At 43.4% G+C, this 23886-nt stretch carries 23 protein-coding genes; 16 read left to right on the forward strand and 7 right to left on the reverse strand.

What is annotated here, in order from left to right:
• Positions 1 to 67 precede the first annotated feature (67 nt).
• Both EXU57_RS06050 and EXU57_RS06055 read left to right on the forward strand, forming a co-directional pair.
• Positions 68 to 265, forward strand: coding sequence for a hypothetical protein (locus EXU57_RS06050; protein ID WP_133267278.1), 198 nt, complete (start codon positions 68 to 70; stop codon positions 263 to 265).
• A gap of 296 nt (positions 266 to 561) precedes the next feature.
• Complete coding sequence (locus tag EXU57_RS06055; protein WP_133267279.1) at positions 562 to 2997, forward strand: DUF5686 and carboxypeptidase regulatory-like domain-containing protein; 2436 nt, start codon at positions 562 to 564, stop codon at positions 2995 to 2997.
• A gap of 201 nt (positions 2998 to 3198) precedes the next feature.
• Here the strand turns inward: EXU57_RS06055 and argS are convergent, their stop codons facing one another.
• On the reverse strand, positions 3199 to 4998 hold the full coding sequence (gene argS / locus EXU57_RS06060) for an arginine--tRNA ligase (RefSeq protein WP_133267280.1): 1800 nt from the start codon (positions 4996 to 4998) through the stop codon (positions 3199 to 3201).
• Positions 4999 to 5066: 68 nt separating this feature from the next.
• Between argS and EXU57_RS06065 the strand changes: the two genes are divergently transcribed.
• The 4 genes from EXU57_RS06065 to EXU57_RS06080 all read left to right on the forward strand — a co-directional run bounded on the left by EXU57_RS06065 (position 5067) and on the right by EXU57_RS06080 (position 8838).
• Complete coding sequence (locus tag EXU57_RS06065) at positions 5067 to 5579, forward strand: GtrA family protein (protein ID WP_133267281.1); 513 nt, start codon at positions 5067 to 5069, stop codon at positions 5577 to 5579.
• 95 nt (positions 5580 to 5674) lie between these two features.
• Complete coding sequence (locus EXU57_RS06070) at positions 5675 to 6298, forward strand: exosortase/archaeosortase family protein (protein ID WP_133267282.1); 624 nt, start codon at positions 5675 to 5677, stop codon at positions 6296 to 6298.
• 243 nt (positions 6299 to 6541) lie between these two features.
• Positions 6542 to 8449 (forward strand): molecular chaperone DnaK, encoded by a 1908-nt coding sequence (gene dnaK / locus EXU57_RS06075; RefSeq protein WP_133267283.1) that lies wholly within the window; start codon positions 6542 to 6544, stop codon positions 8447 to 8449.
• 128 nt (positions 8450 to 8577) lie between these two features.
• Positions 8578 to 8838: a hypothetical protein gene (locus EXU57_RS06080; RefSeq protein ID WP_133267284.1), complete on the forward strand. Its 261-nt coding sequence runs from the start codon at positions 8578 to 8580 to the stop codon at positions 8836 to 8838.
• A gap of 66 nt (positions 8839 to 8904) precedes the next feature.
• On the opposite strand, the gene EXU57_RS06085 is transcribed toward EXU57_RS06080, so the two are convergent.
• The 3 genes from EXU57_RS06085 to rocD all read right to left on the reverse strand — a co-directional run bounded on the left by EXU57_RS06085 (position 8905) and on the right by rocD (position 11930).
• A complete protein-coding gene (locus EXU57_RS06085) occupies positions 8905 to 9579 on the reverse strand; it encodes a hypothetical protein (protein WP_133267285.1) in 675 nt (224 codons plus the stop codon).
• Between the two features lie 146 nt (positions 9580 to 9725).
• Positions 9726 to 10421: a hypothetical protein gene (locus EXU57_RS06090; RefSeq protein WP_133267286.1), complete on the reverse strand. Its 696-nt coding sequence runs from the start codon at positions 10419 to 10421 to the stop codon at positions 9726 to 9728.
• A 276-nt stretch (positions 10422 to 10697) separates the two neighbouring features.
• Positions 10698 to 11930, reverse strand: a complete 1233-nt coding sequence (gene rocD / locus EXU57_RS06095) for an ornithine--oxo-acid transaminase (RefSeq protein ID WP_133267287.1) — start codon at positions 11928 to 11930, stop codon at positions 10698 to 10700.
• Between the two features lie 404 nt (positions 11931 to 12334).
• Here rocD and rpmB point away from each other — a divergent pair, with 404 nt between their 5' ends.
• The 6 genes from rpmB to tpiA all read left to right on the forward strand — a co-directional run bounded on the left by rpmB (position 12335) and on the right by tpiA (position 16369).
• Positions 12335 to 12571 carry a 50S ribosomal protein L28 gene (gene rpmB / locus EXU57_RS06100; RefSeq protein WP_133267288.1) on the forward strand — a complete coding sequence of 79 codons (237 nt, stop codon included), beginning with the start codon at positions 12335 to 12337 and terminating at the stop codon, positions 12569 to 12571.
• A 24-nt stretch (positions 12572 to 12595) separates the two neighbouring features.
• Positions 12596 to 12778 carry a 50S ribosomal protein L33 gene (gene rpmG, locus EXU57_RS06105; RefSeq protein WP_133267289.1) on the forward strand — a complete coding sequence of 61 codons (183 nt, stop codon included), beginning with the start codon at positions 12596 to 12598 and terminating at the stop codon, positions 12776 to 12778.
• A gap of 57 nt (positions 12779 to 12835) precedes the next feature.
• Complete coding sequence (locus EXU57_RS06110) at positions 12836 to 13009, forward strand: DUF4295 family protein (RefSeq protein WP_133267290.1); 174 nt, start codon at positions 12836 to 12838, stop codon at positions 13007 to 13009.
• A gap of 100 nt (positions 13010 to 13109) precedes the next feature.
• Entirely contained in the window at positions 13110 to 14075 is a 966-nt protein-coding gene (ftsY, locus tag EXU57_RS06115) for a signal recognition particle-docking protein FtsY (RefSeq protein ID WP_133267291.1), read from the forward strand.
• A gap of 315 nt (positions 14076 to 14390) precedes the next feature.
• Positions 14391 to 15560, forward strand: a complete 1170-nt coding sequence (locus EXU57_RS06120) for a putative sugar nucleotidyl transferase (protein WP_133267292.1) — start codon at positions 14391 to 14393, stop codon at positions 15558 to 15560.
• 47 nt (positions 15561 to 15607) lie between these two features.
• Positions 15608 to 16369, forward strand: coding sequence for a triose-phosphate isomerase (gene tpiA / locus EXU57_RS06125; RefSeq protein WP_133267293.1), 762 nt, complete (start codon positions 15608 to 15610; stop codon positions 16367 to 16369).
• Positions 16370 to 16504: 135 nt separating this feature from the next.
• Here the strand turns inward: tpiA and EXU57_RS06130 are convergent, their stop codons facing one another.
• Positions 16505 to 16984 carry a response regulator gene (locus EXU57_RS06130; protein ID WP_133267294.1) on the reverse strand — a complete coding sequence of 160 codons (480 nt, stop codon included), beginning with the start codon at positions 16982 to 16984 and terminating at the stop codon, positions 16505 to 16507.
• Positions 16985 to 17967: 983 nt separating this feature from the next.
• Here EXU57_RS06130 and EXU57_RS06135 point away from each other — a divergent pair.
• Entirely contained in the window at positions 17968 to 19263 is a 1296-nt protein-coding gene (locus EXU57_RS06135) for a lipopolysaccharide biosynthesis protein (protein WP_133267295.1), read from the forward strand.
• Positions 19236 to 20453, forward strand: coding sequence for a glycosyltransferase (locus tag EXU57_RS06140; protein WP_133267296.1), 1218 nt, complete (start codon positions 19236 to 19238; stop codon positions 20451 to 20453). Before EXU57_RS06135 ends, EXU57_RS06140 begins: the two co-directional genes overlap by 28 nt.
• Here EXU57_RS06140 and EXU57_RS06145 read toward each other — a convergent pair.
• On the reverse strand, positions 20450 to 20707 hold the full coding sequence (locus EXU57_RS06145) for an acyl-CoA-binding protein (RefSeq protein WP_133267297.1): 258 nt from the start codon (positions 20705 to 20707) through the stop codon (positions 20450 to 20452). The genes EXU57_RS06140 and EXU57_RS06145 overlap by 4 nt on opposite strands.
• A 234-nt stretch (positions 20708 to 20941) precedes the next feature.
• On the opposite strand from EXU57_RS06145, the gene EXU57_RS06150 reads away from it, so the two are divergent.
• Complete coding sequence (locus tag EXU57_RS06150; protein WP_133267298.1) at positions 20942 to 22048, forward strand: ABC transporter permease; 1107 nt, start codon at positions 20942 to 20944, stop codon at positions 22046 to 22048.
• Position 22049: 1 nt separating this feature from the next.
• Complete coding sequence (locus EXU57_RS06155) at positions 22050 to 22556, forward strand: SRPBCC family protein (protein ID WP_133267299.1); 507 nt, start codon at positions 22050 to 22052, stop codon at positions 22554 to 22556.
• Between the two features lie 599 nt (positions 22557 to 23155).
• Here the strand turns inward: EXU57_RS06155 and EXU57_RS06160 are convergent.
• Entirely contained in the window at positions 23156 to 23800 is a 645-nt protein-coding gene (locus tag EXU57_RS06160) for an alpha-ketoglutarate-dependent dioxygenase AlkB family protein (RefSeq protein WP_207955404.1), read from the reverse strand.
• Between the last annotated feature and the right edge of the window lie 86 nt (positions 23801 to 23886).

Below are 23886 nucleotides of genomic sequence, written 5' to 3' on the forward strand. Positions count from 1 at the left end.
CTTTTACCGGTTCTTAATAAACCAACCTGGTGGCACAGTATTGGTACCCATTTATAAAAAAGAACTTATGCCAATTTCAAACGATAACCAGGACTATAAAGACGAACCGGTACAGCAGCAGAAAGATAAAAAGCAAGGTGAAGGAGCCGACAAAAACACTCCAACTCCAACACCGGAATTTGATTCAGACGACCTCAAAGGAAAAAAGATTGATGCTGACCTTGACCGGCCCGAGGATAGACCTGCGGATCAAAAAGGTAATTGATCTGTTCCTGCAAATGAAAACCCATTTGCAAATTTTAGTTTAAGCACGTCCTGGTATTTCGCCGAGACGTTTTTGTTTATCCCCTAACCCTCCGCTAATTATGGATCGTAATTTTCGACACTGTACCTTCCTGGGGGGTTATCCATTTTGAAAAGCTGCACTGTGACGAATGGTAAATTGGGCGTGGGTCAAAGTTGTTTAAATCGTTAGCCGATATCCAGTGATAACAGGGGATAAAGTTTGCTGCTAAACTTGCTTTACATAGTTAACATCCACCTGCTTATTTTCGTAAGTATATGCGGTTATTTCTTGTTTTTCTTTTGTTGTCTTTATATCAGCTTGCTATTGCCGGCAAAGTCACCGGGCTCATTACGGACTCTTTAAACGCGCCACTACCATTTTCCTCTGTAATCATTAAGGGCACAACAAAGGGTACCTCGGCAAACAACATCGGGGTCTATTCGCTTACCCTGCCAGCAGGTGAGTATACCCTCCTTTGTCAACACATAGGCTATAAACCGGCTGAGTTAAAAGTAGTTGTAGCCGGGGGAGATTCCCGGGTTGATTTCAAGCTTGCTGAGCAGCAGTATAATCTCGATGCCGTTACAATTAAAAATGGAGAAGATCCCGCATATGCGATTATCAGAAATGCTATTCGCAAAAGAAGCTATTATGAAAATGAGCTGAAGCGTTTCCAGGCTGATGTATATATCAAGGGACAGTTTAGTTTCCGGGACTATCCAAATCGTATTTTTGGCCGGCCAGTTGACCTAGAAGATGGTGATACGAGTAAACGAAAGATGATTTTCTTGTCGGAGACTTTGGCGAGGTACTCTGTAGATAACAAACGCAGTAAGGTAGAGGTTTTGTCTACAAGGGTAAGTGGTGATAAGGATGCGTTTGGCTTTAGCAACCCGCAGATTATCTCTTTTTATGCCAATAACATCAACCTGGTTACATTAAACCCAAGGGGATTCATTTCACCAATTGCATCGAGCGCATTGAATTACTACAATTACCATTTTGAGGGCACCTTCTTCGAGAGTGGCAAGATGATCAATAGGATTAAAGCCAGCCCGAAGAGAAAGTATGAACCCCTTTTTAATGGTTACATAAATATCATTGAAGACGACTGGCGTATACACAGTGTTGATCTTTTTCTTTTCCGCGAGAACCAGATGCAACTAGCCGATACACTTAAAATAGAACAGGTATATATTCCTGTCGGAAACGTTTGGGTGATCAAACAACAAACTATTTACCCTTCGATAGACGTGTTAGGGGTTAAGGCGGCAGGCAGCTTTGTTCAGGTCTACGAAAATTTCAACCTGGATCCGGCTTTCTCTCCAGGATTTTTCAACAACACTATCCTGAAGGTTTACGATAGTGCCAACAAGAAAACCGCCCTGTACTGGGATACCATTCGTCCGGTGCCATTGCTGGCAGAAGAACAACTTGACTATAAAAAGAAAGATAGTCTCGAATTAGCCGGGCAGGATCCTCGCTATAAGGACTCGCTTGACAGGGTAAGAAATAAACCCAACATTGTGGCACTGCTAACCACAGGGCAAACATTTTCCAATTCAAACCGGCATACCTCGGTTAAGGTAGATGCACTCGCCGATGTCTTAAACTTCAACACCGTTGAAGGTGCAGTTATTAACTTGTCTCCGGTAATCACTTATCGCCGGAGAGAAAATGGCCGCAGCTCGTTTTCGCTTACCCCGAATGCCAGGTTTGGGTTTAGTTCTAAACGGTTTAATGCACACTTAACGGGGACATACACTTTTGGCAAAAAGTATCTTTCATCGGTAACGCTTTCCGGTGGCCGGCGAATCTTCCAGGTGGATAACACCAGTCCGGTCGCCAGCCGTACCAATACCTTTAGCACATTGTTGTGGGAAAATAACCTGATTAAGCTGTACGAAGCCCGGTTTGGAAGATTAACGGTGAGCAAGGGTCTTGGAGATGGGTTGACCATTGGCGCAGGGTTCCAGTTCCAGGACAGGGTGGGCTTGCAAAACACCACCTTGCACAAATGGCGCGATATTAAAGAGCGGGAGTTTACCCCGAATCTTTATTTTCAGAACCACCAGGCTGCGATCGCATCCGTTAATCTTACCTGGCAACCTGGAGCAAAGTATATCGAATTACCTGGAAGCAAGATTAATGTAGGTTCGAGGTTCCCTACTGTTTCGCTATCCATTGTTTCGGGAATTAAAAACGTCCTTGAAAGCGACGTTGATTACACCAAATGGAAGGCAGGTATTACTGATAAGCTGGATATTAAACTTGCTGGTAGGTTTGATTACAGAATTACAGCAGGTGGTTTTTTAAACAGAAAACAGGTTTTTCTTCCGGATTACCAGCATTATTTCGGTAATCAAACCAACACCGCAGCACCCTACCTCAACAGCTTTCAGTTAATGCCATATTATTCATTCAGCAACACTGAAAGATTTCAGGCAACTGCCCATGTTGAGTACCACCTGAACGGATTTTTGACCAATAAAATTCCGGTATTTAAAAAGCTGAACTGGTTTTTAGTAAGCGGAAACAATACCTTGTACCTCAATAATCGCGACGTTTACACCGAAGTATTTGCAGGCCTCGAAAATATTTTTAAAGTTTTCAGGATTGATTTCGTGAAGTCGTTCAGCAATAGCAGGGTGGGGGCAACAACAGGTTTGCGGTTTTCCTTGCCTGGTGTATTATCAGGCGAAGCAGATTAACCGAAAAAAGCAGAATTTTAACACTTGAATTCTATCATCAGTTTTAATCGCCACTCACAATAATAATTCATGGCGTTTCCTACTTTTTACGTCTATTTACTGCATAGTAATAACAACATCTACTACAGATAAAGTTTTCTCATGTGCGTTTGAATTTTGCAAATGTACAACGGCGGGTATTTCAATACCTGCCCCTTTTTTTTACATACGTTCCGGTACGCTAATACCTAATAAGTGCATGCCGTAAGCGATTACTGAAGCAGTTAGTGAGGCAATTTTCAAACGTAATGCTTTCTTTCCCGGAGTTTCAGCATTTGCAATCGAGTGTTCAGTATAAAAGGCATTAAAGCCCTTTGCGAGGTTAAATACATAAATGGCAATCTTTGATGGGTCAAGTTCTGAACCCGCTTCCCTTACCACTACAGGAAATTGTTCAAGTTGCGAAATCACCTGTTTTTCCAGCGGCAGCAATGTATCCTGTCCATCCCCGAAAACAGGATTTGTTTGAATAGTTCCCTGGCCTTCTTCTATTTTGCGCAACACGCTTTTAATCCGGGCATGGGTATACTGCACAAATGGACCGGTAAACCCATGGAAGTCGATGCTTTCCTCCGGGTTAAAAACCATTTTCTTTTTTGGATCTACTCGGAGCAGGAAAAATTTCAGGGCACTAAGACCAAGCACATTATATAGCTCCGATAGTTCTTCAGGATTGAAATCTTTTACTTTTCCAAGTTCTTCTGTTTTCCCTCTCGCTACGGTGATCATCTCATCGAGTATATCATCTGCATCTACAACTGTTCCTTCCCGGCTTTTCATTTTACCGGTAGGTAACTCCACCATCCCATAACTCAGGTGATGTATGCCGTTTGCGTAAGGGGCGCCAAACTTCTGCAGGATGAGTTTCAAAACCTTCATATGATAGTTTTGCTCATCCCCAACTACGTAAATGCTTTCTTCAGCGCCAAATTGTTCATATTTCTGTTGCGCCAGCCCAAGGTCCTGTGTAATGTAAACAGAGGTGCCATCCTTACGCAATACCAGTTTTTCGTCAAGTCCGTCAGCAGTCAGGTCTATCCAAACGCTTCCGTCGTTCTTTTTATAAAGGATGCCCGTTTCGAGTCCTTTCTCTACAATGTCTTTGCCCAGTAGATAGGTTTGACTCTCGTAATAGACTTTGTCGAAGTCGCTGCCGATTCGTTTATAAGTAACATCGAATCCGGCATATACCCAGCTGTTCATCCGGGTCCAAAGCTCCATAACATCCGGATCACCCTGTTCCCATTGTTGCAACATCTCCTGGGTTGCCTTCATAATGGGCGCTTCTTTTTCTGCAAGCTCTTTTGCTATTCCGGATTGCACCAACTCTTCGACCTGGCGTTTATACTCATCGTTAAACTTAACGTAGTAGTCTCCAACAAAATGATCTCCTTTTGTGCCGGCGCGTTCAGGGGTGTCACCATTACCAAACATTTGCCAGGCAATCATGCTTTTGCAAATATGAATGCCCCGGTCGTTTACAATGCAGCTTTTAATCACTTCATTGCCATTTGCATGAAGTATTTCTGCAATGCTCCAACCAAGGAAATTGTTCCTGAGGTGGCCAAGGTGTAAAGGCTTATTAGTATTCGGTGAAGAGTACTCCACCATTACTTTGCTTCCTGTTGCGGGCTGTTTTCCAAACTGAGTTGTTGCGTTATGCGCTTCCAGGAAACTGACCCAATAGGCTTGATTAATTACAAGGTTCAGGAACCCTTTTATCACATTATAGCTTGTAAACAATGTGGGATGATCTTGCAATAGCTGATCTCCCAGTTCTTTTCCAAGCACATCAGGTGATTTCCTGAGAGGCTTGGTAAGCGCAAAGAGCACAACAGTATAATCGCCTTCAAACTCGGGTTTTGTAGCATTAATCAGGATATTGGTAGTTGCACCTTCATATTGGTATAATGCGGCAATAGCGTCGAAGGCGGCTGTTCTTATTTTATCTACGATACTCATTCTCATCAATTGGGGGGCAAAAGTACAAATTTAAGCGCCTAACTTCGCAGGCATTCAGATGTGATGCAATGGGAAAGTATATACTGCAATTTATTGATCTGTTTTATCCGTTCTTTCGAAGGTTGATGCCACTTCAGACATTCCGTTACGCCGCCTGTGGTGGTTTTAACACTGCACTCGACATCTTCATTTTTTTTATCAGCTACAATTACCTTTTTAGAAAGCAAAATGTCGATCTCGGCAATTTGGTTATGAGTCCGCACATTGCCTCCTTTGCTACTGCCTTCATCATTACCTTTCCCATAGGATTTTACCTCAGCCGTTATGTTGTTTTCACGTCCAGTAACCTCCGAGGACGGGTGCAGTTACTCCGGTATTTTCTGTTAGTAATGGCATGTATTGCCTTAAATTATACCTTCATCAAAATTTTTGTCGAGCAGCTCAATATCTATCCAACTGTTTCGAAAATGCTTACTACTGTAATTGTGGTTACGTTTAGTTACTTCACCCAAAAACATTTTACGTTTAAAACCGCTCCCCGGCCCGCAACAAAAACCATCAAGATCCACCTGCCCGATTAAGGATATCTGAAAACCTTCGCCACATACGTCAGGCAAAGATCAAGGATTGGTCCCCTGCTGTCATTCTGCCGGGCAAATCAGCAAATTATTATTGTATGAGTTGGTTACCACAAAACAAAGGTTTCATTTACATTATTAAATTCCTGTGTTGGTTTGCTGTGTTATATGGAGGCACTATTTTCTTTATTGGTTTAACCTCACCGGCAGGAGGTTTTTACAGCTCCTTTCTCGACAACAACCTCAATTACATCAACTGGTGGCGTACAGCGATTCTGGAAGTCTCCAACATTTTCGCTCATCTTTTTGGAATGAACACTTTTGTACAACATCCTATGAAACTGAAGGCGGTTGATGGTGCCGGGGTAAGAATGGTTTATTCGTGTATCGGCTATGGTGTAACAAGCTTCTGGTGTGCCTTTGTGCTTGCTAACGAGGGCAAGTGGCAAAAAAAGTTATTTTGGGCGATTGCGGGCGGGGTAGGTCTGTTCTTAGTTAATTGTCTTCGTGTATCCTTACTATTACTCGCCGTTCAGAGCCGCTGGCAGGTCAACCGGTTCTTCGACCATCATACCTTGTTTAACATCGCAGCTTATGCGCTGATCTTTTTCTTGATGTACATATATACACGAAACTCCGCCAGCGACCTTGCTGCTGCCGACCATTTGGCTCTTCAGAAAAAACTGTCTGAACCAGGAAATGTAAGTCATCCCGAACGATAGTAATCGGCTGTGTTTACCTTTTTATTCGTGCTTAAATCAAGGCGGTTACTATTCGGCTAAGTTGGCGTGATTGGGCGTTCACTTGCCTGACTGATTTTGCAATACAGTTGTTTATTCCCTGCCATATGTAAGTGTGTACCCGATGTTTGTTCGCCCTATGACATTTTTACATTGAAAAATCCGTTGGCACAATGATTGAACACTTGCCTAGACAATTCGAAAATCAATTTAAAAGCATATTATATGGGAAAAATTATTGGCATTGACCTTGGAACCACCAACAGTTGCGTGGCAGTTATGGAAGGTAATGAGCCAGTGGTGATTGCTAACGATGAGGGTAGGAGAACTACACCGAGTATTGTTGCTTTTTTACCAAACGGTGAACGTAAAGTGGGTGACCCGGCCAAACGCCAGGCAATTACCAATCCATCAAAGACCATTATGAGCGTAAAACGCTTTATGGGTCATAAACATGATGAAATTACCCAGGAAGCCGGACATTGGAGTTATAAAGTTATTAAAGGTGACAATAATACGGTACGTATTGACATAGACGGCCGTCAATATACCCCGCAGGAGATTAGTGCGATGATCCTGCAAAAGATGAAGAAAACAGCCGAGGACTACCTGGGACAAGAAGTAAGCGAAGCAGTGATCACTGTTCCTGCCTATTTTAATGATGCTCAGCGCCAGGCTACCAAAGAGGCAGGTGAAATTGCTGGTCTTAATGTTAGACGTATTATAAATGAGCCTACAGCAGCTGCACTGGCGTATGGTCTTGATAAAAAACATGCTGATCAAAAAATCGCTGTATTCGACCTTGGAGGCGGTACATTCGACGTATCTATTCTTGAACTTGGTGAAGGCGTATTTGAGGTGAAGTCAACAAATGGTGATACACATCTTGGCGGTGACGACTTTGATAAAGTAATCATGGATTGGTTGGCCGATGAATTCAAAAAAGACGAGGCAATCGATCTTCATAAAGATCCAATGAGCTGGCAGCGTTTGAAAGAAGCTGCCGAAAAAGCAAAAGTGGAATTGAGCTCCTCAAGTGAAACAGAGATCAACCTGCCTTATATTACTGCAGTTGATGGTGTTCCTAAGCACCTGGTTAAAAAGCTTAGCCGTGCTAAATTTGAGCAGTTAAGTGATAAACTTTTCGAAAGGTGTTTAAAACCTTGCGAGCTGGCATTGAAGGATGCAGGTTATTCAACTAACGATATTAATGAAGTAATCCTAGTTGGTGGTAGTACGCGTATCCCTAAGGTGCAGGAAATTGTAGAAAAGTTCTTTGGCAAAAAACCAAGTAAAGGAGTAAACCCGGATGAAGTGGTTGCAATAGGTGCAGCTATCCAGGGTGGAGTACTTACCGGCGAAGTTAAAGACGTGTTGTTGCTCGACGTTACACCACTTAGTCTTGGTATCGAAACCATGGGCGGCGTAATGACCAGGTTAATCGAAAGCAATACAACCATTCCTACCAAAAAGACCGAAGTATTCTCCACTGCCAGCGATAACCAGCCAGGTGTACAAATTCATGTACTGCAAGGTGAAAGACCTATGGCGACCCAAAATAAAAGTCTTGGAACCTTCAACCTGGATGGTATTCCTCCGGCGCCAAGAGGTGTTCCACAGGTGGAAGTTACCTTTGATATCGACGCAAATGGTATTTTGCACGTGACTGCAAAAGACAAGGGAACCGGCAAATCGCACAACATCCGGATTGAAGCAGGTAGCGGATTGAGCAAAGAGGAGATTGAAAAAATGAAGAATGAAGCTAAAGCTAATGAGGCTTCAGATAAGGAAGCAAGAGAGAAAGTCGAAAAAGTCAATGCGGCTGATAGTTTGATTTTCCAAACGGAGAAGCAATTAAAAGAATATGGCGACAAACTGCCTGCTGACAAGAAACAGCCTATTGAATCAGCGCTCACTCAATTAAAGGATGCCCACAAGTCGCAGGACCTGTCGCAGATAGATACTGCCATGGCGGCCTTAAATGCGGCATGGACCTCAGCAAGCGAAGAAATGTATAAAGCAACGCAAAATGCAGGTGGACAGCCAAGTGCCGACGGACAGTCTGCAAATGGTACAGCAGATGCGCAGGGTAGCGAAACCGTAACTGATGCAGAGTTTGAAGAAGTAAAATAAACTAACGTTAACCTGTTGGTATACCGGCCCCGCAATATGCGGGGCTTTTTTTTGCTCCTGCCCATGTTAGTTCATCCTCGTGGATCGCGAGGGGTATAAAAATTGATACAAGCCTTAAAACAGCAGTTATGTCATCATGTAATTTTTCTATTCCGTTTACCGGGCAGGCAGAAGATATACTCAGGAAAGCAGATAGCGCAATTAAAGCCCAGGGTGGTTCATTTGCAGCTAACTCGTCCGGAGGTAATTTTAATGTAAGCGTATTAGGGAATTCTATTCGTGGCAGTTTTACGGTTACAGGTAACTTGCTCAATGTGGTGATTGACGCTAAACCCTTCCTGGTGCCATGTAGTACAATCGAAAGCTTTCTAAAAAGCAGGCTTGTTTGACTGGCTTTACCAAACAAAAACGGGCGCATACCTACTGGTATGCGCCCGTTTTACATAAACTAACTGTTATAACTTTATTGCAATTCCGAGATCGATATCGTAAATGCGATATTCATAAGCACCAATAACATCAGCACCGAGATTGCCGAAATAGTTCTGAAAGCCCGGTAGGGTAACGTTATAAGGTGACAGGGAGCCACTCGCAAACCAAACGATATTTTTCGATTGAACAGAGAAGTTTGCTTCCACAAACGAATAGCTCGATCCGGCTTCACTAAGGCGAATCATCTGACCTCCGGCTAAGCCAACCTGTAATGTTGTATTTCTGCCCTGAACAAGATCGTAGCGTACACCAAAGTCAATTTTCAGTCTTGGTATAAGGGTCGAACTATATTCTTTTGAATAACCCACCACCCCTGGAACAGCGGCAACGCGTTTGAACCCTGACTCAATGTTTAGTTGTTGCATATCAAGTCCTGCCGTATTGGTGATAGCGAAACGGTTGTTTACTTGTTTAGAACTCTTTAGCGAGGTAAAAAAAGAGTAGCTGTTTTTAACGAGCGGTGTTATCAATGATTGATCATAGTTCGGCGTGGTATTGAACGCCATGATGTCTTTTTTAACATTTTCAAAAATGTTTCTTTTTACCCCTGCCGCTAAACTAAATTCAATCGGACGCGATGTTTGTGCTCCCGCTGCAAAGCTTATTGTTACCAGGAATGCTGCCAGTTTGATTCTCATTTTGTTTCTATAATTTTTGAGGCGCGAAAATAGTACACGAAGGAACATGTCCTTGAAAAACTGCCCTAAACATCTGCAGCTTTCTTGAAAGAATCAACAAAAAAAGCCGTTTGGCTTAAACGGCTTTTTAAAACTTTCGAAACAAACTAGAACCTTCTGTAAGGGCGACCCTCTCTTCCGGGATTACCGGTTTCCCTTAGGTCCGGACCCCGTCTGTTATCCCGGAAAGACTCATTTCCCCGCGGAATAGGGTTAAACCGCTTTACATCATTGTTGTTGAATTCACGGCTATCAAATGATCGATTATTGTTGCGATCATTGAAGGAACGGTTGTAGTCCCTGTTGTCATAGCGACGCGGATTATTAAATTCATCATTCCGGTAGTTACGACCGTATTCGTTTGATCTTCTACTTGCAAGCCAGCGACTATGTTCAGGATGTTTTTCGATTATATAGTACCGGGGATCGCGGCTGTCGTAAATGATGGTTTGCGATTGGCCCCTAAAATTGCCGTACCTGCTGCGGTAATAATCGTTCCGGCGGAAAGGATCCGGATCATTGACAACAACCTTATAGGAGCGAAACAGATCATAATTGCTGTACCGGCCGGGAAGTGCGTAAGCGGAAACCCACCGTCGTCCGTCGAAATAGATGAACTGCTGTTGCGGAACGTTATAGTAGAAATCTGCTTCCGGAAAATAGTAGTAGTCCACAAAGTCGTATCCCACAGGTCCCCATACTGGCTGGTCGCCAATGTTTACCCGGATACTAACCTGGGCGTTAGCGCTTTTGTACATTGCTGTGGCTAACAGAACGGAGGTTAAAAGGAGTATTTTTTTCATGTGTTCGTTTGCCCATACTATATGCTAAACAAGTGCCGGATTTTGATAGTTTAGTTAGGGAAATGTGAACCTGAAAGCTGTTTCGGTTAATTTAGTCCCGTTGTCGGTGACAGTGGAGGATTGCTTATTAAATTGATCCCTGCTCAGCACTTCAGGCTGCTCTAAATTACCAGGTAGTGTAGGCACATACCTTACAATAATGCCGGCTACAGCTAATATCGTTGGCTCTAAACCGGGCAGTTTTTCAAGCCAAACGCAAACCTTACTGCCGGAATATTATTTTAGTGTCTGCAGTGAACGTTTAATAAGGTCAAGTGCTTCTAAGAGTTGCTCACGATTGATTATCAATGGGGGCGCAAAACGAATCTTGTTTCCATGGGTTGGTTTTGCAAGCAAGCCTGTTTTCTTGAGGTTCATGCATAGTTCCCATGCGGCATCAGGGTTTGGATGTTCGATAACGATGGCATTTAGAAGACCCTTGCCGCGAATTTCCTTGATAAACGGTGACCCTATTGATTGAAGGTTATGCCGGAATAACGAACCCATCTCCATGGCATTGGCCGCGAGATCTTCGTCTTTAAGTACCTGTAAAGCAGCTATTGCCACGCTGCAGGCTAGCGGGTTACCACCATAGGTTGAGCCATGTTCGCCGGGTTTGATATTCATCATAATCTCATCGTCGGCGAGTACGGCTGAAACCGGGAACACACCGCCGCTAAGAGCCTTTCCTAAAATGAGAATGTCGGGTCGTACGTTTTCGTAATCGCATGCGAGCATTTTGCCGGTTCTGCAAAGTCCTGTTTGTATCTCATCTGCAATTAACAGTACTTCGTATTCGGTGCAAAGCCGACGAACACCAGCCAGATATCCGTCAGTTGGAACAACTACACCTGCTTCGCCTTGTATCGGCTCAACCATAAAGGCTGCTACGTCGTGGTTCTGAAACGCTTGTTCCAGTGCAGGAAGATCATTGTAAGGCACCAGGTCGAAACCGGGCATGTAAGGTCCAAATCCCCGGTAACTTGAAGGATCTGTAGAGGAGGAAATGGCTGCAAGGGTTCGCCCCCAAAAATTATTTTCTGCAAAGATTACCCGGGCCTTATTTTCCGATATGCCCTTGCTTACGTATCCCCAGCGGCGGGCAAGCTTAACGGCTGTTTCGCCCCCTTCAACTCCGGTGTTCATCGCCAGCACTTTGTCGTAACCAAAGTAGCTGGTAATATATTGTGCAAATTCACCGAGCAGGTTATTGTAAAAAGCCCGTGAAGTAAGGGTGAGTTTTTTGGCCTGTGTTGTTAGCGCATGGATGATTGCGGGGTGGCAATGTCCCTGGTTAAGCGCAGAATAGCCTGAAAGAAAGTCGAAGTACCTTTTTCCTTCGACATCCCACATATATATTCCCTCACCTCGCTCGAGCACAACGGGAAGAGGATGATAATTGTGTGCATTAAATTTTTCCTCCAGGGTCATGTAGTGCCCCGGGTCTGCTTTTACTTCAGGTGTGCGCATAGAATAGTTTGAAAAAAGAAAATTGGTTACAGATCAGTACGTCGGTAACACGGATGGTCGAGAAAGTCGAGGTTAAGCAGAAGAAAGGCCATAATAAAAGTTGCGTATGCAAGATAGTGTATTAACAGGTTCGTTTCTAGCACTTAGCGTAATGGCTGGTCTATGGTGTGACCTGGTAGGAAATCCAGGATATGCATGATGATTTCTAAGGTATTTTCCAGGTTTAGTCAATGCAGTGCAAAAGAAGTATACTTTTATATGCTTGTTTGTTGTGTATAGCCTATCCTGAGCGGTTAAAATAATAGGTGGAAGAATTGGATTGATAAAAACTTGCGTAAAAAACTGTTTTTCTTTTTGATTGTTCGTTGGATTTTCCGACCTTCGCCGTCCGAAAATTTATCATCATGTCGAGAGTATGTCAGGTTACAGGTAAAAAGCCAATTACGGGTCATAAGGTATCGCACTCGAATATAAAGACCAAGCGTAGGTTTTTACCAAATTTGCAAACCAAGCGTTTCTTCTTGGTTGAAGAAGATCGTTGGATCACGCTTAAGGTTTCTACCGAAGCGATTCGTACGATCAACAAAAACGGTTTGTCTACTGTAGTGAAAGAACTCAGAGCCAACGGATCGAAAATCTAACATTCGTTTTTAAATAATTATACAATGGCAAAGAAAGGTAACAGGGTTCAGGTAATCATGGAGTGTACGGAGCATAAAGCAAGCGGTATGCCCGGTACAAGCCGTTACATTACCAAGAAGAATAAGAAAAATACCCCTGAGCGTCTGGAGTTGAAGAAGTTTAACCCCATTCTGAAGAAAGTAACCGTTCATAAAGAAATCAAATAGGTCTTTCGGTATTCAACAGGTTTCTATAAGGTTTATCATCCTATCAAGTAATATATCATGGCAAAAGCAGCGAAAACCGCGATCAAAACAAAGGACCAAAAAGCAGCAGCTGAGGCAAAGAACTGGAGTAAAGTTATCAAAGCTGTTCGTAGTCCAAAGACCGGTGCATACACTTTTAAAGAAGCAATTGTGCACAAGGATAAAGTGAAAGATTTTTTATCAGCTAAATAGTTTTACGCTGAAACCTATGTTAAAGCTGTCCGTTTTTAGCGGATGGCTTTTTGTATTTTACACCGGTGGTTAATCCAAACTAAAATCAAACAAAAAGACAATGAGTTTTTTCGGAAAGTTATTTGGGAAAAAAGAAAAGGAAAGCCTTGACCAGGGTTTACAAAAGACAAAGGAAAACTTTCTTACGAAGATCACAAAAGCCATTGCTGGTAAAAGCACCGTAGACGAAGAAGTGCTGGATAATCTTGAAGAAGCACTTGTTAGTGCCGATGTAGGTATCGAAACCACGGTTGAAATCATTAAGCGAATTGAAGATCGGGTTAGCCGCGATAAATATGTAAATACAAGTGACCTGAACAGGCTTTTGCAGGAAGAGATCCGTGCGGTGCTTGTTGATGCTCCTGAGCAGAGTTACAAAGACTTTTCTACCCCAACCGGAACCAAGCCCTATGTAATACTTGTGGTAGGTGTAAATGGAGTAGGTAAAACAACTACCATTGGTAAACTCGCTTATAATTTTAAGAAAGCAGGTAAGTCTGTTTTGCTTGGAGCGGCTGATACTTTCAGGGCGGCGGCTGTTGATCAGCTTACCATTTGGAGTGAGCGTACAGGTGTTCCCATTGTTAAACAATCTATGGGCAGCGACCCGGGAGCAGTGGCGTTTGATACAGTACAAAGTAGTATTTCGAGGGGATCTGATGTTGTTATTATTGACACGGCAGGCCGCCTGCACAATAAGGCATACCTGATGGATGAACTCGGAAAAATCAAAAGAGTTATCCAGAAAGGAATACCAGATGCACCACATGAAGTTTTGCTTGTGCTTGACGGATCAACCGGCCAAAATGCCCTTGAACAGGCAAAACAGTTTACAGCAGCCACCAATGTTACCGCATTGGCGATTACCAAGCTTGATGGTACAGCCAAAGGTGGGGTTGTGCTGGCTATCGCAAACCAGTTTAAGATACCGGTAAAGTTCATTGGTGTAGGGGAGAAAATGGAGGACTTGTTGATCTTTGATAAAAACGAGTTTGTTGATACGCTCTTTAGTTTGGCAGAGGAATAGCTGAAGTGCTTTTTCCTGCATCATATAACACCCATTTTATTATTGTTTTACCTGGCGCTTTCTTTATCCTAAGGATCGTTGTAGGGTTTGTATGAAGGATATCAGGGACGAACGCCCTTACATCGAAGAATTTTCCGTGAACTTTTCTTGATCCTACAGTAACAATATTAAACGATAAACCAGATTGGGTAGGTGCTGTTGCCAGGAAGCTGCGCAATGGAAATAAAGTACAAGAGTGCGACGCAACGATGTTTGGCAGAATTACACACGCCGGGTTCCAAAAAAATTTCTTGACGAATAGACATTGATCTACCTATGGACATTCTTCTGTTTGATACAGCCATCCGGGATCAGCTGATGCCCCTCACGCTTACTAAAGCGCTTTCCGGAATTCGGATGGGTATTTTTACTGGGATGGAGCGCTGGAACTTAATATCTGGTACACGTGTACAGGTATTGACGGATACTTACCTAGCTGAACTTTACGACCCTTTGGAGCTGCGGGATTTTCTTATGATTGACAGCAGTGTTATTGTAACCGAAGCTCTCGTGGAGTCGCTTTTGAGCCTTGATAACGGCGAGGGTTTATTCGACAATAATGGATTAATTGGAGGGAGGGTACTGCCAGGCGCACTGCCCGAATTTGGCGACGATTTTTCGTCATTGTTTTCGCAGAAGCGTTCCTTTGAATTGGTGAAGCGGATAGATCTTCCATGCCATGTATTTCAATGGAACGCCGAAGTGCTTGAATTTGACTTTCGGCTGGTGACGAAAGGGCGGGCGTCCGCAGGAGGGTACGATTCGGTTCAAATGTCCAATCCATCAAACATCTTTATCGAAGAGGGAGCCGTTCTTGATTTTTGTATACTTAATGCTTCGCATGGCCCGATTTACGTTGGAAAGGGTGCTACGATTATGGAAGGGTCGACAATACGTGGGCCATTTGCGTTGTGTGATACGGCAACGGTGAAGATGGGTACAAAAATTTATGGTGCCACAACGATAGGTCCGGGCTGTGTTGCAGGAGGAGAAATCAAGAATGCGATTATGATGGGTTATACCAACAAAGCGCATGACGGGTACCTTGGTGACAGCGCGATTGGTGAATGGTGTAACCTTGGTGCAGGAACAAGCAACAGTAATGTAAAAAATACCGCTGGTGAAGTGAAGCTTTGGAATTATCACCAACGCGCCTTTGTTTCGGCAGGTAATAAAGGGGGACTGGTGATGGGCGACTACTCCAGGACAGCGATCAATACATCCATCAATACAGGAACAGTGGCAGGTGTGTGCTGCAACATTTTTGGAGAGGGCCTGACGCCTAAGATAATTCCCAACTTCACGTGGGGCACAAAAGAACTGAGCCGTTATGAGTTCGATAAAGCCCTAAAAGACATCTCGAAATGGAAACAAATGAAGAATAAATTATTCTCGGAAAGTGAAATTTCGATTTTGAAGTATGTGTTCGATAATTACAATGACTAACTTTCGCAGGTACATAACAACCATAAATTAAACTTAAACCGGATAATATGCGATATCAGATTGCGGCAGCCAACTGGAAAATGAATCTAAGCTGGGATGAAGCCGATAACCTTCTTACAGAAGTGCTTTCTTTAACTGCTTCAGTAAAGGAGAGTCAGCGGGTTGTTTTTGCCGTACCGGCACCTTACCTTGATATGGCGGTGGGTCATATTGCCGACAAGTTTCACATGCATGTTGCTGCGCAAAATTGTCACTCTAAAAAATCCGGTGCCTTCACTGGCGAGATCTCTGTTCAAATGCTTAACTCCGTAGAGGTGGAATACGTGATAATCGGTCACAGTGAGCGAAGAGAGTATTTCAACGAGTCTAATCAATTCCTTGCTGAAAAAATTGATATCGCGCTTGAATACGGGATCAAACCAATTTTTTGCTGCGGTGAAGCTTTACCCATTCGTGAAAGCGGAGGACAAAATGAATTTGTGAGCACCCAGCTTCAAGAGTCGCTTTACCATCTTTCGGCGGAGCAGGTGAAACAAGTGGTTATTGCTTATGAACCGATTTGGGCAATCGGAACGGGCAAAACAGCCTCGAGTGAGCAGGCACAGGAAATGCACGCGCACATCAGGAGCGAGTTAGCTGGTAAATACGGCCGTGAAATTGCGGACCAAATATCCATTTTATACGGTGGAAGTGTAAAAGCTTCAAATGCGAAAGAAATATTTCATCAGCCCGACGTTGATGGGGGACTCGTGGGAGGAGCATCGCTGGTTGCTGAAGAATTTGTTGCCATTATAAATGCACTTAAATAAATGAAAGTGCCGGCGGGGCTAGTCCTGCCGGCACTTTTACAATTCATGTTGGGAACCTGAACGGCCAGGTTACTCTTAGGGATAGATGAAGAATCCTATGACTGTAGATGCTTCTGTCAGGATGTGTATCCCAGGTTACCAAAGCATCTTCTTACGCTCCATAAGCACAAACTCGTCTTTCGCTTTTATAGCATGCCTGGGTTTACCAATGGCTGAAAAAAGTTGTTCCAAAATGTTCGTTAATCCGCTAAGGGTGACCGGCTTTATGAGGTAAAAGTCTGCTTGTTCTTTGTAGCAAGTGTCAATATCGCGCATGTTATGCGATGTAGAATAAACGATAACCCAGGTGGTTTTAAGTACAGGATTTAGCCTGATCTGCTTCAAGCATTCCACTCCGTTTCGCACTGGCATATTCAGGTCCAGAAAAATCAACTCCGGTGGAGGGTTTGTTTTCAGATAGGTAATACATTTTCCGCCATCGGTGGCGTGAAACACCTCATAACTGGAAATGATTTTTGAAATACCTTCACTAAGGAAGTCGGCATCATCTTTATCATCATCCGCTATGAGTATATTGATGTTTGGGTTCATAGAATTATTCAGGTTTACGATCATTGTAAAAGGTTTCGAAAATCACCTATAATCGTTGTCATGATTTTGGTTTCGTAAAGAGAAGATAATAAGCCCAATTGGATGCTTTTACCAGGTTATCGGCTTATTAAATTCTTTCTAACTCGCTCGTGTTCAGTTCTTGTAACACCACTGTCTTGTGAAAAGTTTACCGTACAGTTGAAATTTGCTCATGCCTGTTTCGGTCATAAAACCTGTTAATTGTAGGTATGTGATGGAGAAACACCGCAGAATGTTGCAATCACATCATTTTTCCAGTCCGACAGATAGAAACAGCTCAAAAACATGATAAGGCTAAGCAGTCATCCGTCCTTATAAATTCTTCCAATTGAAAGCGCTAATGCAAGCTTAACAAAAGGAACTTTTTCAAGTACCTGGCATACGCAAACAATCATTTTTTAAGGTTGACAAGCCTTTACGGGTTAAGTTTGTTTAAGTGTGTTATAACAAATCACTTCTTTTTCTACTCATATCAAAGTTAATCATATTTGTTGATCAGAAAAGTTTTGGAGTCCTTAAATTAGAAAAAGTATAAGGTGTAACTCACTGTTCACCAGGTGAATGCATGTTTTAAGTGGGGGTGAGCTAAATGTGGAATATGGGATCAGCCAGTTGCCCCGTTTGGCCGGGCAAGACTGTAATGAGATTACGGTGTACTTGCTAGATCATGGTGGGGCAAACGAATTAATAATAAACCAAAGAAGGGGCGTGTTATTCCCGGCCCTTCACTGAGCTGGCATTCTAATAACTCGGACGGAAGTAACAGCGAGGAGTAGCTATTGCAGTTGTTCTTTCTGCCGGGAACAAGTGTTGTCAACAGGGTACCCTGTACATGGATGGCGTTATAACAGATACATTCAAACCGATGATCTTGCTGCATGCCGTAAAAACCCTTGACTTACGGAGTAATGCTTTACAAGTGCTTGGGAAACCGTCGTATTTTTAGCCATTAACACTGCGTAGCATAAATGAGCTTTCAACAACAGGTTATACAAGGTCTGATATGGAGAGGGATGTATTTTCTAACCGTTCTGTTGATAAACATATTTGTTTCCCGGTATTTCGAAGCTGAGAATGCGGGTTGGATATTTTATTTCTGTAATAATCTGTCGTTACTGATGCTTATCGCCGGATTAACAATGGAAAATGCGGTAAATTATTATGGGTCGAATGGTCAGATCAATCGCAATAGCCTTGCCTGGTTTTCTTTGATCTGGTCCCTGGTGGTGAGTATCATTGTCGGTCTCTTCCTGGTCATATATTATACCTGGATCCATACCGTTACAACAGAGCAGCGGAATGACTACCTGTTCTATTCCCTTTGTTATATTGCCGGTATACAGCTGACCAGTCTTTTTACTGTCCAGTTTTATTCGCTTAAAAACTTCATTGTACCTAATGTCCTGATGATCCTCCTGAATATGTTGTTGATCTTGTCTATTCCAAAAAAACAAACGATCGCACAGACGGGTTCAGGCTTTTCTGTAGACATTTATTTCGCGTACTTTCTTGCAACAGGTGTTTTACTGGCGGGAGGATTTCTTGTCTATAACAAAAGTTGGCAGCAGGTTTCATTGCCCACTTGGCCGGAGTATCGTAAGCTTTTTAAATACGCGCTGCCGGCACTTGGGGCAAACCTGGTTTTTTTTCTGGTATACCGGGTTGATTACTGGTTTGTGGAGAAGTTCAACAGCGATGCGGCGTTAGGCAATTATATACAGGTTTCGAAGCTTGCTCAGATGCTCTTGATTATTCCGGCAATTGTTTCAAGCGTTGTATTCCCGCATACAGCCAGCGGAAGCGAGCGTTCGACCATAAAAGATAACATCCTGAGAATTGGTCGTTTTACCTCTGTAGGGTATGTTGTGTTATTTTGCCTTGTACTCATTGCCGGCAAATGGTTATTTCCCTTTGTGTTTGGTAAAACATATGACCTGATGTATGTGCCTTTTTTGTTTATTCTTCCGGGTATATGGGCACTTAGTAATCTTACTGTTTTGAGTGCGTATTTTGGCGGCATCAACAAGGTAAGTGTCAACCTCAAGGGGGCAGTATTGGCTCTCGTGCTGATACTTGTTCTTGACGTCATTTTCATTCCCAAACATGGTATTATTGCTGCGGCCATGATAAGCTCAGCCGGCTACATGGTTAACTTCCTGTATTCCTTTGTTCATATGAGGAAAGAACACGGGATTGCTTTTAAAGATTACTGGACCATTAAAAAAGGTGACATACAATGGCTGAGATCCTTGACGCAATCTTAGGGAAGGTAAACTTTCCGTATAAGGATTATGTGCTGGTGTTGCCGGGCTGGTACCCTACCTGGCTGGATCCATACCCAGGCGACTTCAACCAGCGCCAGGTTTTCGCCGCGGGATTACATGTTCCGCAACTTGTTTTGTACATCGGTAAAGACACGAGCGGAACCTTAAAGTCAGTTGAAGCGAGGGTTTACCAGCCAAAGGAGACCGTAACGGAAATCATCGTGGTTTATCCTGGTTCAAATGGCATCCTTGAGCCGGTAAAGTCAAATTATACTTTCTTCAGACTGCTGCTTCAATACAGTCTGTCTATCCGGAAGCGGTGGGGCAGACCCTTGCTTTTGCACAGTTATATTGTCATTCGTGGTGGTTTGGCCGGCTGGCTGCTGTCCGTGAAGTGGAACCTTCGACTCGTTCTTTCTGAACACTGGACAATTTATGATCCGGAAGATCCCGGGTACCTGCCTAAGAGAAATCCGGTATTTCAATCGGCGGTAAGATTGGTTTTTAAGCGTATCAGCAGGCTCTTGCCAGTCTCGGAAAAACTTGGCATACAGGCGGTTAAGTTGAATAGGGAAGTGCCATACAAGGTTATTCCTAACGTAGTAGACACAAGGCTGTTTTACCGGACCAAACGTGATACGGCTCCCAGCCGACACTTCCGCTTTATTCATGTATCAACCATGACCTACCAAAAAAATGCAATTGGGATTATAAAAACCTTCAATCGTTTTAGTCAACATCACGACAGTTGCAGCTTGCATATGGTTGGTCCATACCCGGCTGAAGTTTTTGAGTATGCAAGCAGGTTGAATGCGCCAGGAAAGATTCTTTTCTCAGGCCCGGTTACCTACAGCGAGGTGGGGGCTTTCATAAGGCAAGCCGATGCACTGGTTTTATTTAGCAGGTATGAAAACCTGCCATGCGTGGTTTTAGAATCGCTATGCTGCGGGGTTCCGGTGATCAGTACCGGGGTTGGTGGTATACCCGAAGTAATTAATGATACCAACGGGATTTTGATTGATAACGAAAACGAGCAGCAGTTGGAACGCGCATTCGAAAGAATGCTTAATCAGCACTTTGACGTTAACAGCGAATTGATGGCACAAAGGGCCTGTGCGCTTTACAGCCTTGAAAGTGTGGGTAAGCAAATAAAGGGAGTGTATGAAGAATTATTGCATAGGCGACTTTAGTTCTTAAGTTTATTGACCAGCCGAATGTAATCGTTCTGGGCTTCCTGTTGAGTTTTACCTTTTAGCGCCGACCAGGCTTCGTATTTTGCTTTAGCAACAAAATCAAAAGGGTTTTCCGGGGGAGCTACATTTACATCTCCAAGGGTTGACTGCTTATAAAGCGAATACAACTGGAGCAGGGTTTCATTACTCGGTTTTTGACCAAGCCTTTCACTTTCTTTTACTGCTTTTTCAAATAGCGACAACACTTCCATACGATCTGATTTTCAGTTCGAAAATAAGTAATTCTACCACCAACCATTCGAAGTTTTATTAACAGCATTTGCAGCGGCTAAACTAAGGCAGCGGAAGCTCAGGCAAATACTGAATTGCTGTTGTTTTGATAACAACCAGGAATTGTTTCGCCCGGGGTTTTAGGCTTCCTGAAAGGCAGAATGTTGCGTAGGCAACTTAATATAAGATAGATTTGCGCCCCATAACCTTAATAAATGGCCGAAAAGTATAACCAGGTAAGCGCAATGCTTGCAATTACAAGAGCGAGCCTGCAGGCCATCAGGCGAAGTCCTTCTGCTATCATTTTCAGCCTTGCGTTCCCAATGATCTTCATCCTCATTTTTGGTTTCATAGGTGGTGGTGGAGCAATGTCATTCAACCTCTCAATTGATCCCGTTTCCGATACTTTGAACCCCGTCTACTTTGCCTTGAAGTCGGTGCCGGGAGTTACTATCATTAAAAAAGGTGAGCAGGAAACCCGGGAGGATCTCGAAAAAGGGAGAATTACCGCTGTACTCAATATCCGCAACAACCCGGATGGTGATATCCCCTATGAGATCAATATTCGAAGTTCTGAGTCAGTAAACCCCCAGAACTTACAGGTGCTGCAATCTATTCTAAATGCGATTATCGCTGAAATAAATAAGCAAAAGTTCCCGCGGGCACCTACTGTTGCCACCATTAATAATGATATACAAAAGATACCCGGAAGAACATTCAGACGAATCGATTTTATATTACCAGGCCAACTCGGTTTTTCCCTGCTTAGTTCAGGTGTATTTGGGGTTGCATTCCTGTTCTTCAATCTACGGCAACAGCTTGTGTTAAAACGATTTTTTGCAACTCCGATTAGCCGGACCTACATTGTACTGGGTGAAGCGTTGAGCAGGGTTATTTTCCAGATGATCACGGCTGTTGTCATCATACTTATGGGCTATTTCGCTTTCAATTATACACTAGTGAATGGGTTTGTTACTTTCCTCGAGATCATGGTGCTTAGCTTTATCGCCTTGATTGTATTTATGGGATTGGGTTTTGTTGTAAGCGGGCTTTCAAAAAGTGAGAGCACCATCCCGCCCTTTGGCAACCTGTTTACATTGCCGCAATTTTTACTGGCAGGTACCTTTTTCCCCATAGAAGTTTTCCCGGCCTGGTTGCAACCCATTTGTAAAGTATTGCCGCTTACTCATTTTAATGCAGCCATGCGTAAGATTGCATTTGAAGGGGCGGGGCTTGTTGATTGCTCTATGGAGATTGGGATTCTTGTTGTTTGGGGAATTGTTATTTATACGGTTGCCATAAAAGTATTTAAGTGGGAATAATATGCGCTATCTAAAACTTGCTCTGATAAGTGTTTTTGTGCTGTTTGCTCTACTTACGGCGATCTCCTTACTGATACCTTCTACAATTGTAATCTCACGTTCCGTTACAATCAAACGTAATCCTGCTGCTATTCTACCCTTAGTGAATAACCTTCGCAACTGGCCTTCCTGGATCCATGATCACGACACCACACCTGTGGCAATGAAGGCAACACAAGCCGGTATGTCACCCAGGCTGATGATTGGCCAAACGATGGTACAACTAATATCGGCCGACAGTGCCGAGGTTAAAACAACATGGCGTACAAACAAGGGTAGGAGCATGGACGCGTCTTTCTATGTATTACCGCGTGAAGACGGCTCATCGATGTTGCAATGGCGGTTCATTCAAAAACTCAGGTGGTACCCGTGGGAAAAATTCTCGTCTGTTGCTACAGAAAAGGTTCTTGGTCCCTATATGGAACATAAACTTAACCAACTCAAACTAGTCGCAGAAAACGCCACGTAAAAGAATTTTCTAAAGGTTTGAAAACAGCAATGGCGTTCGGATGAGGAAAGGCTTTGCTGTTTAGATGCGATAGTTGCTTAAATATAGATGGTATGTATGCCTGCCCCGGACCCCTTGCTACCTACCCCGCTTGTGCCAGCGGAAAAGGTCAGGTTACTTGAATTAAAAGTGATGTTGAAGCTTGCTGTAGCGGTTGCCCAACCGTAGCCCCATGCCATCTTTGACACAGAATACCGACTTAATGAATTGTCGGCCACCCCGCACTTGCTGAACCCGCACTCATCCGGGCATCAGTGCTTCCACCGTGATCGTTGATGTAGCTGCCGTTCCAGAAAGATATATTTGGCTCGTTGGTGGCTAATGGCTTATATGGTGATTTTACGGTCTGTATGATTTCAATGCCGAACACGTCCGGGCTTAAACCGTTAATAACTGCCCGGCTTTTCTTATCGCACGATAAAGGCTAAGAAGTGATGCAGGTTATCCTTCTCAGCTCAGGTTCACCCTTCATCCGGGCATTCCAGGCAATTAACAGTTCATTTGCGCAGATCGGTTTTTTAGATAAAGCGTTTTTATGCGCTTAAAGAACCGATGTTCCATCAACCGGTAAATGTTCTGAAGGTAAGATTCACCCGTGGGTTTGTTACCTTGATTGACTTTGGAAGACTATGCATCCAATTGGCCTGGGTATCCCTTTTCATGATCAACAGGCTACCATGCTCAAGCATGATGGATAGGGATGCTTTGGTTTGTTTATGTTTAAACGAGAACTTTCTTTCCGCACCAAAACTTAGGGAAGCTATAGCGCCATTTTTTTTAAGTGAGCTTTCGTCATCACTGTGCCAGCCCATTCCTTCACCACCATTATGGTAGAGATTTAGCAGGCAGGAGTTAAATGTTTCACCACTGGAGTCTTCAACCAGCTGCTTCAATGCAATCAGTTCCGATGTCCAGGGTAACGCCAGTTTTCTACTGTTCGAATAGGTATACAAAAAGGGCTCATCCCCATACCAGGCAACTTTCCGGCTGGTAACAAAGCGTTTCCCAAATATGACTACTTCATCACTGTTCCACGCTATGTTGCCCATCAACTTCTTAAAGTAATCGTCAGCTTGCCCTGCTGGGAGAATGGTGCCATGATAAGTAGCAAGCCCATCATATGGTAGTAGGTTGACGAGTGGATCGTTTTCGAATAATGTCACTACGGAGTATATTTTAAAGGAACAGCCTTTATTTGTTATCATGCTTGTTGTTAACCCGCTCACCATGGTAAGATGGTACTCAATGTCGCCAACTTAGCCCTTTAAAATGGTTGTTTTCGCAGCTAAGT

This window comes from Segetibacter sp. 3557_3 (assembly GCF_004354985.1).
Lineage (GTDB): Bacteria > Bacteroidota > Bacteroidia > Chitinophagales > Chitinophagaceae > Segetibacter.